Below are 17,328 nucleotides of genomic sequence, written 5' to 3'. Positions count from 1 at the left end.
TTTTTACAAGCTAGCCAGGAAGCTGGTAACAGGACTTAAGGAAGGGGAGGTGAGGCAATGAAATTCATCACCGAAATGGAATTGCGGGATTTATATAAAACAGCACCCTTTACCACTTATGCTCTGGAACCAGATACTAAGATAACGCCAGGGGCCCGGCAATTTCTTGTGGACCGACGGGTCACTTTGGTACAGCCCCAGCCGATTGACAGTAAAAAAACAGACATGGACCAGTCTAACCAGAGACAAGAGAGCTGGTGCATCCTGAGGCTGCGTAGGAAAATGGACTGCCTAGAATCTTTGTTTCTACTAATTGCTGCAGAGCTTTTACACTCTGGCGCCGCAGACCTCTCGGAAGAAGTTCAAGCATTGGGCAAATGTTTTCGGAATATCAAAAGCGCTGAGAGGGAACAGTTAACCCCAGATAACATTCAGTTTTGGGGCTGGTCGGAAGAAGAAATTAGAAAAGGGTCCGCCGATCTGAAAATTGAAATCAGTGATTTTCACCTAGGATTGGAGAATGGCAAAGAGCTTACCCTGTTAAATCACTTACGGGCCTCACTTCGCGAGGTGGAACCAGCCATTTTAGAAGCCTATTGGGATGAGCATCAACAAGTTTGCTCACGGCAAGACCTAATCGATAAGCTCTATCTGAGCATTAATATACTTTGCATGATGATGTGGAAATGTCTGGGGGGACAAAAATGGAAACGGTAAACTCAGCTTTTCAATACTGCGATCAACTGGTGCGGGATTTTGAAAAAGTTATCAAGACACCCATACTGAATAAATCATCCGTTTATTACACAGGCATTGACTTGGGAACAGCCTATATTGTATTGGCAGTTTTAGACGAGAATTACCAGCCCGTTGCTGGGGCCTATCGCTTTGCCAGTGTGGTCAAAGATGGTATGGTGGTGGACTATATCGGTGCCATTCGGATCGTCAAAGAACTAAAACAAGAACTGGAACAGAAACTAGGTACCGAGCTGATTTATGCAGCTGCTGCCCTTCCCCCAGGAACCTTCGACCTTGACTCAGGTGCCATTAAGCATGTGGTACAAGGGGCTGGTTTTGAAATTACGAATTTGTTAGATGAGCCTACGGCAGCCAATGCGGTACTGAAGATTAAAGATGGTGCCATTGTAGATATAGGCGGCGGCACCACCGGGGTAGCCATTCTAAAAGATGGTAAGGTGACTTATGTTGCCGATGAACCCACAGGTGGCACGCACTTCTCACTGGTTATTTCCGGGGCCTATAAAATGGGCTTTGATGAGGCAGACCAATATAAGCGGGAGTTCAAAAACCATCGGGAGTTAATCCCTGTATTACGACCGGTCATTGAAAAAGTTTCTTCTATTATTAGTCGACATATAAGCCAGTACCCAGTGCAAGAAATCTATCTGGTAGGTGGAACCTGTTGCCTGGAAGGAATTGAAGCCATTATTGCCAAACAAACCGGCCTTCCTACCTATAAACCGCAAAACCCCATGTTTGTAACACCTTTGGGCATTGCACTGAACTGTACACAGGAAATCCTGTAGATAGGAGTGACCATGGCATGGAGTACCGCATGATAAAATCCCCATCTCGGGGGACCTTAGACATTCTCTTGCGACGTAAAGGTTCTGCTTCAACCACCCTCATCGAAAACTATGATGCCATCGGTTTGATTCAGGGGCGGCTAATTGATATGGTTTTTGCTGCAGATATTGCCGAAAAAGCCGCAGGGGTAGTGGTGGAGGATATTAAAGGCCATTGCCCGCAGAACCTGATTATGATTGCCATATTCGGAGATACCGCCTCGGTGGAGGCAGCCATGACAGAGATAAAATATAAGTTGAAAGAAGCAAAAACAGGTGTAACTCTATGATAGCAGCAAAGGTAATTGATAATATTTGGGCAACCAGAAAAGCCGATTCGTTAAGAGGGCTGAAATTTATGTTGGTGGAAGTCATCGGTGGTACGGACGCCGGTCGTCTCCTCATAGCTGCGGACACCATCGGTGCCGGTTTTGGTGAGCGGGTTCTTGTCTGTACAGGCAGTTCGGCCCGCAAAATGCTGGATCGGGATGATATACCCATTGATGCCGTAATTGTAGGCATCATCGACGAGGACTGCATGTTTTAAGAAATCCGGAGGTGGGAAAGCTTGGATTTGCTGAACTTAATTAAGGATGCAGGGGTTATCGGGGCTGGAGGAGCTGGTTTTCCAACTCACGCCAAACTAACCTCTAAGGCCGAGTATATATTGCTTAATGGAGCTGAATGCGAACCACTTCTTAGGGTGGATCAGCAATTGATGGCACAGTTTCCCGATGAAATCATCAGAGGGCTAGAAGCTGTGGGAAGATACATTGAAGCGCGCAAAGCCATCATTGGAATCAAGGGTAAACACAAAGATGTCATCGCCCTCTTGCGAGAAAGAATTGCCTCTTTGGGTCTGACAGATTATATGGAAGTGATGGAACTACGGGACATGTATCCAGCGGGTGACGAACAGGTTCTCGTTCATGAATTAACGAAAAGAGTTGTCCCGGAAGCAGCCATTCCCTTAAAAGTGGGCTGTGTGGTCATTAATTCAGAAACAGCATTGAATATATTTCATGCCATGACCGGCAAACCTGTCACGGAAACCTATATTACAGTGGCTGGCGATATTCCCCGTCGTCTGACGCTGAAAGTACCCGTGGGACTAGCCATCCGGGATGTATTTAAACAATGCGGAGTAGAGAATTTGGATGAGTATGCCGTGATAGACGGTGGTCCGATGATGGGTTCTGTGATGGCTAACGTAAATGGACAGGTAACGAAAAAAAGCAAAGGTTATGTGCTGCTCAAAAAAGAGCACTTCCTCATTCGCAAAAAGTCTGTGCGTATCGAACAAGCCAGGGTGATTAGCAAAACTGCCTGTGAACAATGCCGGATGTGTACCGATTTGTGTCCCCGTTATCTATTGGGACATAATATTCAGCCACATAAACTCATGCGAGCCATTAACTATAACCTAGACATTAAAGATCAACAAATCGCGCAATTGTGTTGTGAATGTAATGCTTGCGAATTGTTTTCTTGCCCCGCCAATCTGCATCCCAAGTCGGTCAATATTTATTTTAAGAAAAAGTTGGCAGAGCAAGGCATTCGTTATCAGCCGATCCAGATGGAATTCGAACCACGGACAGCCAGAGAATACCGCCTGATCCCCAGCAAACGACTGATTGCCAAAATCGGTTTAACGGCTTTTGATAAACCAGCACCCTTGACCCAGGTGGATTTTCAACCGGAAACCATTGAGATCCCTTTAAGACAGCACATCGGGGCACCTGCAATACCTGTTATAGCTGTAGGGGAACAGGTAAAAGCTGGTCAACTAATTGCAAAGGTTCCGGACAACAGTCTGGGAGCTGCGGTGCACGCCAGCCTCGATGGAATGGTTATCGAGAGTACGGGTAATTCTATCGTGATAAAGGTGGGTTCTTATGTATAGGGCTATAGGAATGATCGAACTTTCAAGTATTGCAAAGGGAATTTTCGCCACAGACCTGATGTTGAAAACTGCCTATGTAGAAGTAGTGAGTGCAACCTCTGTCTGTCCCGGAAAATATATTGCCATCATCCACGGAGATGTTGCCGCCGTAGAAAGCGCCATCAGCGTAGGTGAGGAAACAGCGGGGGAATATCTAATCGATAGCTTTATCCTCCCCAATGTTCATCCGGCGGTTTTTCCGGCCATTACGGCTACCACCATGCCAGATCAAACTGGAGCACTGGGCATTATGGAGTCCTTTTCCATGTCCTCCATGATTATTGCCGCCGATGCTGCACTAAAAGCTGCCGATATACAAGCTCTGGAACTTCGTTTGGGCAGAGGACTTAGCGGCAAAGCCTACTTCACCTTTACCGGAGATGTTGCCGCTGTACAGGCAGCTATCGAAGCCGGAAAAGCCCTCATCGTAGAAAAAGGCCTATTGGTAGATGTAGAAGTAATCCCATCGCCATCCGGCAGATTGTGGGAATCGCTGTACTAACAACGGCTAAAAGCATTCGTCAGCGAAAGGAGGTGCTATCTTGAAAAAACTTGTCTGTGCAGATGCGGTAAAAGCAGCAGCAGAAAAGGGAGAAAAAGTGTTCTGTGTAGCGTGTAATACCATCATTACACCCGCAGCCAAGGATCTAGCCAAAGAACTGGGCGTGGAATTTATAGAAACTTCATCTGCTTCAGGAATGCACAGCTGTAATGATCGAAGCAAGAAAGACAGCCAAGATAAATCCATCGATAGAGATTTAATTGTTCAAATCGTAAAAGCGGTGTTAGCGAACAGCCTCGTAGCAAGTAACTCTACCACCTCTCCCGACCCGCCCTTTTTAGCAGAGGGTGACCCGAAAAGTGGACTTAAAATAGTGCGTGGCAGGTCGGTGAAATATGAGCCCTTTGAAACGGGGGCTCCCAGCACCAACGTAGCTTATCGTGAAGTGATCAGCAAAGCTGATTCCCAAATGAGTGCAGGCTTTTTAACCATTGAGAAATCTAGCTTTGAGTGGGAATTGTGCTATGAAGAGATTGACATCATTCTCGAAGGAAGCCTATCCATTACAATGGATGGTGAGACTTATGAGGCCTATCAGGGGGATGTACTCTTCGTACCGAAAGGTTCCAAAGTAACCTGGGGTTCTTCAGGGTATGTCAAACTCTTCTACGTAACCTACCCGGCAAACTGGCCAGATTTGATGGCGCAACCATAGGGGGGTAAGCGATGCAGGCCCTTGGACTAATTGAGACAAGAGGACTCATTCCTGCTATTGAATGTGCCGATGTTATGTTCAAGACGGCACAAGTGGAACTTGTGGAGAGAACTTTTGTTGGCAGTGGATTGGTAACGATAACTGTAACCGGCGACGTGGGAGCGGTGAAAGCTGCAGTGGAAGCTGGAGCAACCGCGGTTGAAAGAATGAATTACCTGTCCCTGGTTTCTCAACACGTAATTCCCAGACCTCATCCTGATATCGAGAGCATTTTAGGGGGAAAAGCAAAAACGGCTGAGGAGCCGCCAATGCCTGAGCCACCACAGGATACACCGGGCTTGCCTCAGGGATCGGAGCCAACAGCGGATCGTCAAGATCAATCGCTGAAGCATTTTAACAAAGAGGCTGTTGATGCGTTCGCAGAAGAATTTGGACTTGAAAAAACCATTACCGCCCTAAAATTGCTCTCCGTAGTAAAACTTCGGAATTTGGCAAGAGAATACAAAGGACTGGATATAGCAGGCAGAGCCATATCGAAAGCAAATAAAGACCTACTTATGGAGAAACTGACGGCACATTACCTAAAGAAGTTAAATAAGTAGTTTTTGTGCAAATAAGTAGCTGGAGAGAGGGAGAGTAATTTGGAAACCTTTGATTATGATTTGCAATCGGTGCAAGAAACGAGAAACCTTGCCCGTCAAGCCAAACTGGCACAGGCTGAACTTGCAAAATTCAATAGCGAACAGATTGAAAAAATCATTTGCAATATGGTGAAAGCAGCGGAGGAAAATGCAGTTTCTCTGGCAAAAATGGCAGTGGAAGAAACCGGATTTGGTAAAGTAGAAGATAAGACTTTTAAAAACCAGTTTGCCTCTACCGAATTATATAAATTTATCAAACCCATGCAAACCATTGGTGTTATTAACGAAGATAAGGTCAACAAAGTGGTGGAAATCGCTGAGCCCGTAGGACTTTTAATGGGGATTATTCCATCAACCAACCCCACATCGACGGCTATCTATAAATCCATTATTGCCATTAAATCCCGTAACGGCATTGTCTTTTCACCGCATCCTTCAGCCCTGAAATGTACGGCCCAAGCAGCGAAGTTGATGCATGATGCGGCAGTGGCTGCCGGAGCACCTGCCCATATCATTGGTTGTATCACCAAGCCTTCTATGCCTGCAACCAATGAACTAATGCAATGTGCTGAAGTGGACATGATTATTGCTACAGGTGGTACAGCCATGGTAAAGGCTGCCTATAGTGCGGGCAAACCAGCACTGGGTGTAGGCCCGGGCAATGTTCCGGCCTATATTGAAAGAACTGCCAATGTGCAAAAAGCAGTCAAAAATATTATTACCAGTAAAACCTTTGACAATGGTACCATCTGTGCCTCCGAGCAAGCGGTAATCGTAGAGGAATGCCTGCGTGATCAGGTTATAGAAGAGTTCAGGCGTCAGGGTGGCTACTTTATGAGCCCGGAGGAAACTCAAAAGGTTGCGCAAAAATTGTTTGTTCGCGGACATGCCATGAATGCTAAGTTTGTAGGGCGTTCCGCAGCAGTTATCGCGGAAAGTGCCGGCATCACCATTCCCCCAGGAACGAAAGTTCTATTGGGTGAACAAAAGGGTGTAGGAAAAGATTATCCCCTATCCTTTGAAAAATTGACTACGGTATTAGCCTTTTACACCGTAAAGAATTGGGAAGAAGCTTGCGATGTGTGCATCAAGTTATTGAAGAATGGCGGTGTGGGTCATAGCCTTTCCATTCACACAGAAAACCCTGAAATGGCTATGAAATTTGCTGCCAAGCCTGTGTTTAGAATCTTAGTAAACACACCCTCCACCCATGGTGGTGTGGGTGTAAGTACTGGGCTAGCTCCGGCTTTCACACTGGGTTGCGGTACCTGGGGAGGAAGTGCAACTTCCGATAATGTAACCCCCATGCACTTAATTAATAAAAAACGTGTGGCCTATGGAATCAAAGATTGCGCCGAAAATGCCAACACTTCCTATTCAGCCAGTGTGGCACAGGTTTTTGGCAATAGTGCCATCCGTGAAGATCAGATTATGGATGTCGTAAATGAAGTCATTGCGCTACTGAAAAAAAGAGGTGATAACTAAAGTGGGAAAGTACGACGCTTTAGCAGAGCTTCTGCTGGAAGCAATCCGAGAAGGGGGGTATTTAAAAAAGGAAGATAACGCCATACCCGTGGGAATATCCAACCGTCATATTCATCTTTCACAAGCAGATTTAGAGATTCTGTTTGGTACGGGATACCAATTAACTAAAGCCAAGGAGCTTTCTCAACCGATGCAATTCGCCTGTAAGGAAACTGTGACTATTTGCGGGCCCAAGGGTGCGATTGAAAAAGTTCGTATCCTTGGTCCAGTGAGAAAGGAAACACAGGTAGAAATACCGAAGGCAGATTGTTTTAAACTTGGTATTATTGCGCCAGTGAAAATGTCTGGGGATTTACAAGGAACGCCAGGAATCACTCTCATCGGCCCCAAAGGAAGCATATCTCTCACTAAAGGCGTTATGATTGCCCAAAGACATATTCATATGACCCTGGAAGATGCCAAACGTTTCGGTGTAACCGATGGGGAACAGGTAACCATTGAAGTAGGTGGACTCCGTGGAGGAACACTATCAAATGTAGCCATTAGGGCCAATAATAGCTCGGCTCTTGAATGTCATATCGACACAGATGAAGCAAATGCTCTTGATCTCGGACCAAACTCAACCATAAAAATCATAAAATAAAATTTTAGGAGGAAACAAAAATGAGTAAATCTGAAGCTTTAGGATTAATTGAAACCAAAGGTCTAGTAGGTGCAATTGAAGCGGCTGATGCCATGGTTAAAGCCGCCAATGTTTCTTTGATTGGCCGCGAATTCGTTGGTGGTGGTCTGGTAACCATTATGGTAAGAGGCGATGTTGGTGCTGTAAAAGCTGCTACCGATGCTGGTGCTGCTGCTGCTCAGCGTGTTGGCGAACTAATCTCCGTTCACGTTATTCCCCGCCCACATGGCGATGTAGAATTAATTCTCCCTGCCGTAAAGAAAGAAGCATAATAGCGATTCGTTAGGAAATACTTAAGGGGCTGTCTCAATAAAAATGAGGCGGCCCTTTTAGTATTTGTCATACTATCAGGAAGTATAAGATTTTAAGGATGATAGTATAAGAAAAGCTAAGGCCCACGCTATAGGCTGGCGTGAGCCAAGCTTTTCTAATTAACCTAACCATGGATAATTGCCAAAGGCCAAGGGAAAGTGTGATCCTATTTACATTTTCATAGGGGTATTGTATGATGGACATGTCAAAAATCGTCTTTATTCGACATATTGATAGATAAATTGGAATGGGGAAAGCATGGACAATCATCGCAAAACACTAAAAAACCTGATAGATCCAACTATCTATTCTCGCTATAGTGGTCTTTTATCTCTATCGAATATTTCCTTGCAACTGATCGATACCGATGGTGATATTTTGCTTGAGTTCAATCCATCTCCAGATTTTTGTAAGCTTATCTGTCAGAATAATGAAACGCGGGTATGTTCAGATTACCTTTCTAAACTAAAACCAGGTCAAAGAGACCGATTTGCCTGTGGGTACGGACTAACCAATATTCTTTTGCCAGTGGAAATTAACGGCGAAACCCTAGGCTATATCACTGGAGCTCAGGTTTATTTACCCGACAGTGAATATCAGAAATATTTAATTAACATCATGGCGATGGCCAAGGATAAAAAACTAGAACCTGAATTTATTGCTAAAGCCATTGCAGCCATCAAAACCGTCGAAGAAAATAAGGTGGATGTTCATGAACAACTATGCAACCATATAGCCAAAAATATCTCCTACGACTTTTCTCAGAGCGTCCATAGTACGGATAAGGCCATAGCAAGATTGTCTATCGAAAAAGAAATGCTGGAAAAAAAGATCATTGATCTCGAAGCAAAAAATATGTCTTTGGTAATTAACCCGCATTTCCTATTTAATACGTTAAACTCGATTGCTCGTATCGCATATTTTGAAAAGTCCCATACAACGGAAGAACTTATTTATTGCCTTTCTGATTTATTGAGGTACAACCTAAAGCAAGATGATGAGTTACACACCATCGGGGCTGAGATGGATAACATCGAAAAGTATCTTTATATTCAGAAGGTAAGGTTCAAAAATCGTCTGGAATACGAGATCGATATTGCAGACGATATTAAACACCATAGAATACCCAATATGGTTATCCAACCCATTGTTGAGAATGCTATTATCCATGGCATTTCTACTAAAAGGGATGCGGGTAAGATAAAAATCTATGCAGAAAAATATAAAGATCATATCAATATTTACGTCTCAGATAATGGAAATGGTTTTCCTAAAGAAGTGTTACAAGGGCTGCAACAATCGCAAAGTAAACTGGGAATCGGTTTTCGCAGTTCGGACAATCGGTTGAAACGATATTTCGGAGAAGCTTACGGCTTAAAAATTGCCAAATCGGATTATAGCGGAAGCACCGTCACCATCCCAATCCCTACCAAACCCAATGCGAGGCGATCGTAATGACCGTAGTTTTAATTGTAGAAGATGAATTGCTGGAATTGGAATTTTTAAAATCGATTGTGTCTGAAGAACTTTTGGCTGACGATCAGGTATTCACTTGTCAAAGTGGCATTCAGGCTGTCAAATTAGCCAAACAGTATCGACCAGATATCATTGTGATGGATATACACATTGCTGAAATGGATGGCTTAAATACGCTTCAGGAGATTAGGAAATTCCTCCCCCGGGCAGCTGTTGTGATCTTATCGGCCTATTCTGACTTTTTCTATGCACAAACAGCAATTCGTCTCCGCGTTCAGGAATACTTGTTGAAACCCGTTAAGCCGTCTGTGTTTAGACAGATATTTCAGGAACTGTTGACTACCGTAGCTACAGGCCAGGAACAGGCAGACGAAGAAATGATGGACCCAGATACCGAGAGCAACCAAAGAGACTTTATTGAAAAAGCACGAAAATATATTCACGATAACTTTAGACAAAAGTTAACTTTGCAAGATGTCTCGTCCTATGCATTTTTAAATCCACAATATTTCAGTCGCATCTTTAGAAAAGAGGTTGGGGTTAGCTATACAGATTATGTAAATAAGTTAAGAATTGAGTATGCCTGTAAGTTATTAGAAACAACAAGCTATCCCGCCTATCGTATTTCCAGTGAATGCGGTTTTACAGACCCCTCCTATTTTAATCGTGTCTTTGTACAGCAAATGAATATGACCCCCAAGGCTTATCGAAGAAAACATCTGTGTGACAGTGCGGATAACGGCAGCAACCGCTAAAATAGATAGCTGTCGCATGATTGATTCCGTCCCGTGCCGAAGGACAGTCTCCTTTGTTATAAACTGTAAGAAGCGATAAAAGTTTCAATCATGCTATAATTAATTAACGAAGGAGTGAGTAGGCCGATGGACAATATCATTGAACTTTTAGATAATCAGGGACCCTTAACTGGAAAACAATTGCTTGAAAAAATCAAAATGGACGAATTCTCTGCTTGGAAAATTTGTAATAGCAGCAAAAGAGTGGTTACAAAAATAATAGGAACGAGGTACCTAAGACTTGATCGGCAGGTTGAAGGATATGCCAGGCTGTCACCTTCTATCATCAGAGAGTTTCATGGTTACACGGTAATTGGAACTGAAAAAAATATTAATGAAACACGAATAAAGGCTGAATTGCTCCGTCAAGAGATCATAGAAATAAGCAAAAAGAAATTTGAACTGGCACAAGAGGTAATAACAAAAATTGTTGAATCCCAAGAAGCTTCACATAGTATAAAAGCAGGTGCATGTTTTATTATTGCGGGTGATGTGGCCTACGAAATGTCACACCTAGAGCCCAGACCGGAAGCATCTACTGGTGAGCTGGTTAAGGGTTCTGACCTTGATATCGTTGTGGTGAGCCAGGGATTACCAGATAGTATGATTAAGGCACTGGATCAGGCTATTTACATTCACAAGAATTTCCTTCTGAAAAATCCCAGTTATAATGAAGAGATTGATTATGTTATAAAAGATATTTCAAAGGTAAAGGATCAACTGAAATTCGATAGCTTTGAAGCCATGGTTGCCTCAAAAATTCTTCATGAAGGTAAATTTCTTTATGGTAATTTCGATATTTTCAAACGGGTTAAGGAAATGCTCATAGAGGAAGGGATACCTGAAAAAATAAAAACCTTAGAAGAAGAAGCCCAAATGAATAGAAATAATGCCAGAACGTATTTACTGGAATATGAAGGTCAACTAACGGATGAAGAAAATATGAAACTGTTTTATACAAAGGAAGAAAAAGAGGAATTCTTTTAATTAAAGGTACAAAAAACTCGTCAATTGACGAGTTTTTTTAATAGGGTATGCTTGACTAGCAAAAACCATAATCTTGTTTCAATTTTTCTATATGCATATAGTGATCAAGACCATTTAGTTTGGAAGCAGCATCCTGATCAAGCACTACCGTAATTCCTCCACTGTGCAGCTGTATTGCTGAAGCGGTGATTTGGGATGTGATAGGACCTTCCAGGCATTTTGCAACTACAGCAGCCTTCTTTACTCCATTTGCAATCATGAGGATATTTTTAGCTTCCAAAATAGTTCCAATTCCCATAGTAATGGCAAAATGCGGCATATGGGCTCGTTCTATTCCGGCTTTTTGATAGAAACTCTCATAATTGTCATCCAGGGTTTGTTGGGTTAAAGCCTGAATTCTTGTTCTAGATGCCAGTGATGAGCCAGGTTCGTTGAAGGCCCAATGGCCATCACCACCTATACCTAGAAGCTGCAAATCAATGCCACCCGCTTTTTTAATGGCCTCTTCATACCATTGGCAAAATTTTTCAGGTTCCTTTGTCAATCCATCTGGAATATGAATATTTTCTTTTTTAATATTGATATGCTTTAAAAGTTCCTCGTGCATAAATCTTGCATAGCTCTGATCCAGATTATAGGGCTTAGCCAGATCGATTCCTGTTCCGTAATATTCATCAAGATTAAAAGTTTTAACCTGTGAAAAGTCGAGTCCTTCTTCTTTGTGCATCCTGGCAAGTTCCTGGTAGGTGCCGATGGGTGTGCTTCCCGTTGCTAGCCCAAGTACGCAATCAGGCTTAGATTTTACTAAGCGGGCAATTATTTTAGCTGCATATTTGCTCATTTCATTGTAACTATCTCTTACAATAATATCCATTTATTTTGACTCCTCTACAAAGCTTTCCGTGGTTCAATTATTATTATATATTCTCTTTTTTATATTTTCACCAATAATTTAGTCCGAATAAGAAAAATTTAATTTAAATAAGTTAACCAGGCGTCTAAGCCTGGTATTTATGTTATAAATTTGATTTTTTGGCATATTGCCTGATGAATTTTGGCAAACTAAGGGACAAGTTTATACTACGAATCTAGTAGATTATGGAGGTTTATCGATGGATAAAGAACATGGTCCGTACAGTAAGGATATTAATGAAACCAGTAAAAATGAGCAGATGGATTATTTCAGAATGGACAACAATGGCAAAACTCTGACAACCAATCAGGCGTTACCTTTATCCAACACAGATGATTCTTTAAAGGCTGGTTCCCGTGGTCCAACTTTACTTGAAGACTTTCATTTTAGGGAAAAAATTACCCACTTTGACCATGAGAGAATTCCAGAAAGGGTTGTTCATGCCCGGGGCTTTGGTGTCCACGGCTACTTTCAAGTCTATGAACCGATGACGGAGTTCACAAAAGCAAAATTTTTACAAGACCCTGCGAAAAAAACACCCGTATTTGTGCGTTTCTCCACGGTTGTAGGTTCTCGTGGTTCGGCTGATACGGTGCGGGATGTGCGCGGATTTGCTACCAAATTTTACACCGAAGATGGAAATTATGATTTAGTTGCTAACAATATGCCGGTCTTCTTTATCCAAGATGCCATTAAGTTTCCCGATGTGGTTCATGCCATTAAACCTGAACCACACAATGAAATACCTCAGGCTACGGCTGCCCATGATACATTTTGGGATTTTGTAGTGAACACCCCTGAAACGGCACATATGATTATGTGGCTGCTATCGGACAGAGCGATTCCCCGCAGCTATAGAATGATGGAAGGCTTTGGGGTTAACACCTTTCGGTTTGTTAATGCACAGGGAAAGGCACGTTTTGTTAAGTTTCATTGGAAGCCATTACTTGGGGTACATTCTCTTGTTTGGGATGAAGCTCAAAAACTTTCCGGAAAAGACCCGGACTACCACCGAAGGGATATCTGGGATGCTATTAATATGGGTGAATTCCCTGAGTATGAGTTAGGTGTCCAGATGATGGATGAAGCAGATGAATTTAAATTTGACTTTGACATTCTAGACCCCACGAAAATATGGCCCGAAGAGCTCATTCCTGTTAAAAAGATAGGGAAGATGACATTAAACCACAACACAGATAACTTTTTTGCCGAAACGGAGCAGGTGGCTTTTCATCCTGGACACATCGTGCCTGGCATTGATTTTAGTAACGATCCTTTATTACAGGGACGTCTATTTTCATATCTGGACACCCAGCTGATCAGGCTAGGCGGACCAAATTTCCATGAAATCCCGGTTAACCGTCCGGTTGCTCCTGTACATAACAACCAACGTGATGGTTATCATCGAATGACCATCGACCGTGGCAGGGTAAGTTATTACCCAAATTCACTTCAGGCCAATACACCTGCCCCAGATCCTAAGAACGGATATGTACACTATCATGAGAAGGTCGAAGGCCAAAAAATTCGAGAACGTAGTGAAAGCTTCCGGGACCACTTCCGTCAGGCAACTCTCTTTTGGAACAGCATGTCTCCCCCGGAAAAGCAGCACATTATCGATGCTTTCCATTTTGAGGTTGGTAGTGTAAAGGATAAACAAATAAAACAGCGGGTGGTTGACATGTTTAATAACGTAGATGGTCAACTTGCAGCCCAAATTGCAGTAGGAATTGGTGCTAACCCACCGGCAAAGCCTGGTGGAACTGGGGTTACCGCAACATCGCCAGCGGTAAGCCAGGCGAATACCATTAAAAGTGTCAGGACAAGAAAAGTTGCTATCCTAGCGGAAAACGGATTTAATTTTCCGGAAATAACCCAGGTAACAAAAGCCTTAACGGGAGCCGGAGTACAATATGAGATCATCAGTAAGAACCTTGGCATGATCACCAGTGTAGACGGCAAACAGTTAGAGGTTAATAAAAACTTTGTAACATCCGGTTCAATTATGTACGATGCGGTGTATGTTACGGGCGGGCGCCAAAGTGTTGATAGCCTGCTGAAACAAGGAGACGCCCTCCATTTTATCAACGAGGCCTTTAAACATGCCAAGGCCATTGGGGCTACGAATGAAGGAGTAGACCTACTCTCTGCCTCACAAATCCAGGGTGTGCCTACTGCTGGTGCTGATACCAGTGCCCAATTAGTAAATGAAATGGGAGTCGTAACAATTAAAAATGCGGCAGACATGGGGCATTTTAGCCAAAAATTTATTGAGGCAATTTCACAGCACCGACATTGGATACGTCAAAGTCAAAAAGGCTTTGTGCCTGCTTAATTCTTCTTAGAAGAATTAAATTAGAATAAATCCTTTCCCTGAAGCTGTGCAGATGCAGATTTGCACAGCTTTTTTCTGCAAAATCCTGCCAAGGAATATTTATTGGAATTCCGAGAAGATCATGCTAATATAAACTGAATTGACAATGATTCTGTAAGCTATTCATGGGCATAAACGGTGTTCCTAACTGTATGATTTTATAAGAGCCCTTTAGTCTCTAGAGGTATTTGGGTACTACATGGAAAGGATTAAAGGAATGGCATTTCTAAAAGAAGTTCGTTTTGATTGGAGTAAAGTCAAGAATAGAGAGAGATATCCCTTTAACATTCCTGCATTCAATGACATCCAAAGCCTTTGCATGGATCAGAATGTAGTGTTTTTAGTGGGTGAAAACGGAACGGGCAAATCAACTCTACTTGAGGCTATAGCAAATGCATGCGATTTTTCTACCATTAGCGGAGGGAGAAACCACCTATTAGTAGATAGTAGGGGAGATTTTTCTCTATCGGATATCATCGCTCTTTCTTGGTTTCCTAAAGTGGAGAAGGGCTTCTTCCTGCGATCTGAAAGCTTTTTTAATTTTGCTAACTATTTGGATGATTTAGCAGAGGAGTTTGGCGGTAACGTATATGCCCCTTATGGCGGAAAATCACTTCATCAGCAATCCCATGGAGAGTCCTTTCTGTCTTTATTCAATAACCACTTTCAAAGGAAAGGGATCTACCTGCTGGATGAGCCAGAGGGAGCCCTGTCTCCTCAAAGGCAATTAGCGTTTCTGAGGATTATCTGGGAGTTAGAAAGCGCAGGAAAAGCCCAGTTTATTATTGCTACTCATTCCCCCATCTTATTGTCATATCCTAACAGTATGATCTATTGCTTTGATGAAGAAGGTCTAAAGCAAAAGACCTATCAGGAAACCGAACACTATCAACTAACCAAGGATTTTCTAAATAATACGGAATTGTTTCTTAACAAACTGCTAAGGTGAGATGGTTTGAAATTAGTAATAACCCCGCCCTGTTCGTTGCTAGAACAGGGCGGGGTTTGCTTTTATGCAAATCCCGAACACGGGTTGAAATTTCCATAGACGATCATCTTCTGCACACACGGGCGGGGGGTATATCTAATAGAATGAATACTCAACTGAAAAAGTACCTTGACAGACATAGTAATGTTTCATAAAATGTACTTGGGGAGGTGAATATTTATGGCCACCACAATATCAACAGACTTAATCCGCGGTAACACCGATACCATCATTCTAAATATACTTCGCCAGGGTGATAGCTATGGTTATGAAATCTACAAAAAGATTATTGCATTAAGCAATCATCAATATGAATTAAAAGAAGCAACTTTGTACACCGCTTTTCGCCGCTTAGAACAAGAGGATTGCATCCTATCCTACTGGGGTGATGAAACCCAGGGTGGCAGAAGAAAATATTACCGGATTAGTGATAAAGGGAAGGAACGTTATGAACAAAATAAAAAGGATTGGGATTTTGCCAAGGAAGTCTTAGATAAATTAATAAAAGGGGGGTTGGCGGATGTCAATTATTAAAAACACCATTGATCAAAGGCTGCAAGCATATATTGACAATTTGTTTTCTGGGGTTGGGGCAAGCCAACAGTTATTTGATTTAAAGGAAGAACTTACTACCAATATCAAAGAAAAGATTTCGGATTATAAAGCTCAGGGCATGACGGATGATCAGGCATTCAAGGAAGCAATCATTTCAATGGGGGATTTGAGTGGGTTAGTAGATGATATGCGCAAACTTGGGCAGGATTCAGCAAAGCAAACGGTTTATACAACCATGACCTCACGGGTTTCTACCGCAGGCATAATTGCCGGGGTATTGCTGGTTTTGTTTGGCATATTCACTTCCACGATGTTATATTTCATGAATTTGCCCAGAGAAAGTGTTACCGGTACAGGAATATTCATTGTGGCTGGCGGAGCATTACTGACTTACAGTGTACTGACAAGGGAAACCAGAAAAAGATATGGTATGAACAAAATCCGGGCTGCACTTTATGCCCTAGCCATCGGGTTAATTCTTTTTAGCATATTTACAGCAACCGTCACCACCTCGGCTACGGGTGAAGTTTATATAGGAATCGCTTCATTAATGGTATTTTTCTTATCGGGTATGGGTTTGCTTCTTTTCCTGCTGCTTACGGGAACGATAAGTCGTAAGAAATTAATATAGTTTGTACAAACAGCCTATGAGGGACCACGATCGAGGCAATTGATAATAGAAGGGGGTAAGCGGGTGAATATTATTTTGGTAATTACAATCATACTTCTAATTGCAATGCTAGTGGCCATTAGTAAATTTAGAACGGAAAAATTAAGTGTAAAGCAAAAGAATTGGTGGCTCATTGCACATGTCCTGTTTGTTATTATTTATTTCAGCGGTCTCTTTGGCACACTCTTGCTCACAAGTATTGCAACGACAATCATCCACGATAGAGAACTGATATACGCAGCCCATTTATTTAGCAAATATTGTGATTGGTTTCTGATCATTCCTGGGGCCTTTGGGAGTCTAATTACGGGAGTTTGGCTTTCCCTGCGTACTCAGTGGGGGCTTATCAAATACAATTGGATAATCGTGAAAACCCTTGGCAATATTGGTGCCATCCTTTATGGTGCTACATTGATGCGCATTTGGTTTGACCAAACAGTTGACCTTAGTTCCAGCGGTCAGATGAATCCTCTGCAAAATCCAGCGTACCTGCATAGTCGTGAGTTGTTAATCATTGGCACGATAATATCCCTAGGCATTTTAATTTCCTTAGTAGTTATCTCCTACTTTAAGCCCTTTGGAAAAAGAAAGAACTATTTTGCAGCGAACCAAAATGCCATAAAATAAAGACAAGGAATAGGCCCCTTGTCTTTATTTTATGGTGACTGGAAGCTAGGCAATCTTTGTTCACAGCGGTAAAATGAAG

The 17,328-nt window shown here is 42.6% G+C and carries 20 protein-coding genes; 19 read left to right on the top strand and 1 reads right to left on the bottom strand.

Going from position 1 to position 17,328, the window contains the following annotated elements:
• Positions 1–57 precede the first annotated feature (57 nt).
• The 14 genes from AC1U9Z_RS05850 (at position 58) to AC1U9Z_RS05785 (ending at position 11,122) form a co-directional block, all read left to right on the top strand.
• Complete coding sequence (locus AC1U9Z_RS05850) at positions 58–717, top strand: cobalamin adenosyltransferase (RefSeq protein WP_479956282.1); 660 nt, start codon at positions 58–60, stop codon at positions 715–717.
• Entirely contained in the window at positions 705–1,547 is an 843-nt protein-coding gene (gene eutJ, locus AC1U9Z_RS05845; RefSeq protein ID WP_479956280.1) for an ethanolamine utilization protein EutJ, read from the top strand. Before AC1U9Z_RS05850 ends, eutJ begins: the two co-directional genes overlap by 13 nt.
• Before the next feature lie 17 nt (positions 1,548–1,564).
• A complete protein-coding gene (locus tag AC1U9Z_RS05840) occupies positions 1,565–1,876 on the top strand; it encodes a BMC domain-containing protein (RefSeq protein WP_479956278.1) in 312 nt (103 codons plus the stop codon).
• On the top strand, positions 1,873–2,133 hold the full coding sequence (locus AC1U9Z_RS05835) for a EutN/CcmL family microcompartment protein (protein WP_333531672.1): 261 nt from the start codon (positions 1,873–1,875) through the stop codon (positions 2,131–2,133). Before AC1U9Z_RS05840 ends, AC1U9Z_RS05835 begins: the two co-directional genes overlap by 4 nt.
• A gap of 21 nt (positions 2,134–2,154) precedes the next feature.
• Positions 2,155–3,489 (top strand): 4Fe-4S dicluster domain-containing protein, encoded by a 1,335-nt coding sequence (locus AC1U9Z_RS05830; protein WP_479956275.1) that lies wholly within the window; start codon positions 2,155–2,157, stop codon positions 3,487–3,489.
• The gene (locus AC1U9Z_RS05825) at positions 3,482–4,030 is read left to right on the top strand and encodes a BMC domain-containing protein (protein ID WP_333531670.1); all 549 of its coding nucleotides are present in this window, start codon (positions 3,482–3,484) and stop codon (positions 4,028–4,030) included. The genes AC1U9Z_RS05830 and AC1U9Z_RS05825 overlap by 8 nt, the downstream gene beginning before the upstream one ends.
• A gap of 40 nt (positions 4,031–4,070) precedes the next feature.
• Positions 4,071–4,745 carry a cupin domain-containing protein gene (locus AC1U9Z_RS05820; RefSeq protein ID WP_479956273.1) on the top strand — a complete coding sequence of 225 codons (675 nt, stop codon included), beginning with the start codon at positions 4,071–4,073 and terminating at the stop codon, positions 4,743–4,745.
• 11 nt (positions 4,746–4,756) lie between these two features.
• Positions 4,757–5,347 (top strand): BMC domain-containing protein, encoded by a 591-nt coding sequence (locus tag AC1U9Z_RS05815; RefSeq protein WP_479956271.1) that lies wholly within the window; start codon positions 4,757–4,759, stop codon positions 5,345–5,347.
• 39 nt (positions 5,348–5,386) lie between these two features.
• Positions 5,387–6,871, top strand: a complete 1,485-nt coding sequence (locus AC1U9Z_RS05810; protein ID WP_479956269.1) for an acetaldehyde dehydrogenase (acetylating) — start codon at positions 5,387–5,389, stop codon at positions 6,869–6,871.
• Between the two features lies 1 nt (position 6,872).
• A complete protein-coding gene (locus AC1U9Z_RS05805; protein WP_479956267.1) occupies positions 6,873–7,514 on the top strand; it encodes a phosphate propanoyltransferase in 642 nt (213 codons plus the stop codon).
• Positions 7,515–7,534: 20 nt separating this feature from the next.
• Positions 7,535–7,825: an ethanolamine utilization microcompartment protein EutM gene (eutM, locus tag AC1U9Z_RS05800; RefSeq protein ID WP_333531665.1), complete on the top strand. Its 291-nt coding sequence runs from the start codon at positions 7,535–7,537 to the stop codon at positions 7,823–7,825.
• Between the two features lie 298 nt (positions 7,826–8,123).
• Complete coding sequence (locus tag AC1U9Z_RS05795; RefSeq protein WP_479956264.1) at positions 8,124–9,320, top strand: histidine kinase; 1,197 nt, start codon at positions 8,124–8,126, stop codon at positions 9,318–9,320.
• Positions 9,320–10,096 (top strand): response regulator transcription factor, encoded by a 777-nt coding sequence (locus tag AC1U9Z_RS05790; RefSeq protein ID WP_479956262.1) that lies wholly within the window; start codon positions 9,320–9,322, stop codon positions 10,094–10,096. The genes AC1U9Z_RS05795 and AC1U9Z_RS05790 overlap by 1 nt, the downstream gene beginning before the upstream one ends.
• 126 nt (positions 10,097–10,222) lie before the next feature.
• Positions 10,223–11,122 (top strand): hypothetical protein, encoded by a 900-nt coding sequence (locus tag AC1U9Z_RS05785; protein ID WP_479956260.1) that lies wholly within the window; start codon positions 10,223–10,225, stop codon positions 11,120–11,122.
• A 55-nt stretch (positions 11,123–11,177) separates the two neighbouring features.
• On the opposite strand, the gene nagB is transcribed toward AC1U9Z_RS05785, so the two are convergent.
• A complete protein-coding gene (nagB, locus tag AC1U9Z_RS05780) occupies positions 11,178–11,996 on the bottom strand; it encodes a glucosamine-6-phosphate deaminase (RefSeq protein WP_479956259.1) in 819 nt (272 codons plus the stop codon).
• A 238-nt stretch (positions 11,997–12,234) separates the two neighbouring features.
• On the opposite strand from nagB, the gene AC1U9Z_RS05775 reads away from it, so the two are divergent.
• The 5 genes from AC1U9Z_RS05775 to AC1U9Z_RS05755 all read left to right on the top strand — a co-directional run bounded on the left by AC1U9Z_RS05775 (position 12,235) and on the right by AC1U9Z_RS05755 (position 17,249).
• A complete protein-coding gene (locus AC1U9Z_RS05775; RefSeq protein ID WP_479956257.1) occupies positions 12,235–14,370 on the top strand; it encodes a catalase in 2,136 nt (711 codons plus the stop codon).
• Between the two features lie 238 nt (positions 14,371–14,608).
• Positions 14,609–15,358, top strand: coding sequence for an AAA family ATPase (locus AC1U9Z_RS05770; protein WP_479956255.1), 750 nt, complete (start codon positions 14,609–14,611; stop codon positions 15,356–15,358).
• Between the two features lie 219 nt (positions 15,359–15,577).
• The gene (locus AC1U9Z_RS05765; protein WP_333531658.1) at positions 15,578–15,931 is read left to right on the top strand and encodes a PadR family transcriptional regulator; all 354 of its coding nucleotides are present in this window, start codon (positions 15,578–15,580) and stop codon (positions 15,929–15,931) included.
• Entirely contained in the window at positions 15,918–16,583 is a 666-nt protein-coding gene (locus tag AC1U9Z_RS05760) for a permease prefix domain 1-containing protein (RefSeq protein ID WP_333531657.1), read from the top strand. The genes AC1U9Z_RS05765 and AC1U9Z_RS05760 overlap by 14 nt, the downstream gene beginning before the upstream one ends.
• Before the next feature lie 63 nt (positions 16,584–16,646).
• On the top strand, positions 16,647–17,249 hold the full coding sequence (locus tag AC1U9Z_RS05755; protein WP_479956253.1) for a DUF2269 domain-containing protein: 603 nt from the start codon (positions 16,647–16,649) through the stop codon (positions 17,247–17,249).
• The last annotated feature ends 79 nt before the right edge of the window (positions 17,250–17,328 follow it).

This window comes from Desulfotomaculum sp. (assembly GCF_982386235.1).
The sequence above is the reverse complement of the archived record's forward strand: the minus strand, read 5'-3'. Positions and strand labels throughout refer to the sequence as shown.

Excerpts from the sequence above, each read along its gene's own strand:
- AC1U9Z_RS05850 (WP_479956282.1), top strand. The coding sequence starts at position 58 with ATGAAATTCATCACCGAAATGGAATTGCGGGATTTATATAAAACAGCA.
- eutJ (WP_479956280.1), top strand. The coding sequence starts at position 705 with ATGGAAACGGTAAACTCAGCTTTTCAATACTGCGATCAACTGGTGCGG.
- AC1U9Z_RS05840 (WP_479956278.1), top strand. The coding sequence starts at position 1,565 with ATGGAGTACCGCATGATAAAATCCCCATCTCGGGGGACCTTAGACATT.
- AC1U9Z_RS05835 (WP_333531672.1), top strand. The coding sequence starts at position 1,873 with ATGATAGCAGCAAAGGTAATTGATAATATTTGGGCAACCAGAAAAGCC.
- AC1U9Z_RS05825 (WP_333531670.1), top strand. The coding sequence starts at position 3,482 with ATGTATAGGGCTATAGGAATGATCGAACTTTCAAGTATTGCAAAGGGA.
- AC1U9Z_RS05815 (WP_479956271.1), top strand. The coding sequence starts at position 4,757 with ATGCAGGCCCTTGGACTAATTGAGACAAGAGGACTCATTCCTGCTATT.
- eutM (WP_333531665.1), top strand. The coding sequence starts at position 7,535 with ATGAGTAAATCTGAAGCTTTAGGATTAATTGAAACCAAAGGTCTAGTA.
- AC1U9Z_RS05795 (WP_479956264.1), top strand. The coding sequence starts at position 8,124 with ATGGACAATCATCGCAAAACACTAAAAAACCTGATAGATCCAACTATC.
- AC1U9Z_RS05790 (WP_479956262.1), top strand. The coding sequence starts at position 9,320 with ATGACCGTAGTTTTAATTGTAGAAGATGAATTGCTGGAATTGGAATTT.
- AC1U9Z_RS05785 (WP_479956260.1), top strand. The coding sequence starts at position 10,223 with ATGGACAATATCATTGAACTTTTAGATAATCAGGGACCCTTAACTGGA.
- nagB (WP_479956259.1), bottom strand. The coding sequence starts at position 11,996 with ATGGATATTATTGTAAGAGATAGTTACAATGAAATGAGCAAATATGCA.
- AC1U9Z_RS05775 (WP_479956257.1), top strand. The coding sequence starts at position 12,235 with ATGGATAAAGAACATGGTCCGTACAGTAAGGATATTAATGAAACCAGT.
- AC1U9Z_RS05770 (WP_479956255.1), top strand. The coding sequence starts at position 14,609 with ATGGAAAGGATTAAAGGAATGGCATTTCTAAAAGAAGTTCGTTTTGAT.
- AC1U9Z_RS05765 (WP_333531658.1), top strand. The coding sequence starts at position 15,578 with ATGGCCACCACAATATCAACAGACTTAATCCGCGGTAACACCGATACC.
- AC1U9Z_RS05760 (WP_333531657.1), top strand. The coding sequence starts at position 15,918 with ATGTCAATTATTAAAAACACCATTGATCAAAGGCTGCAAGCATATATT.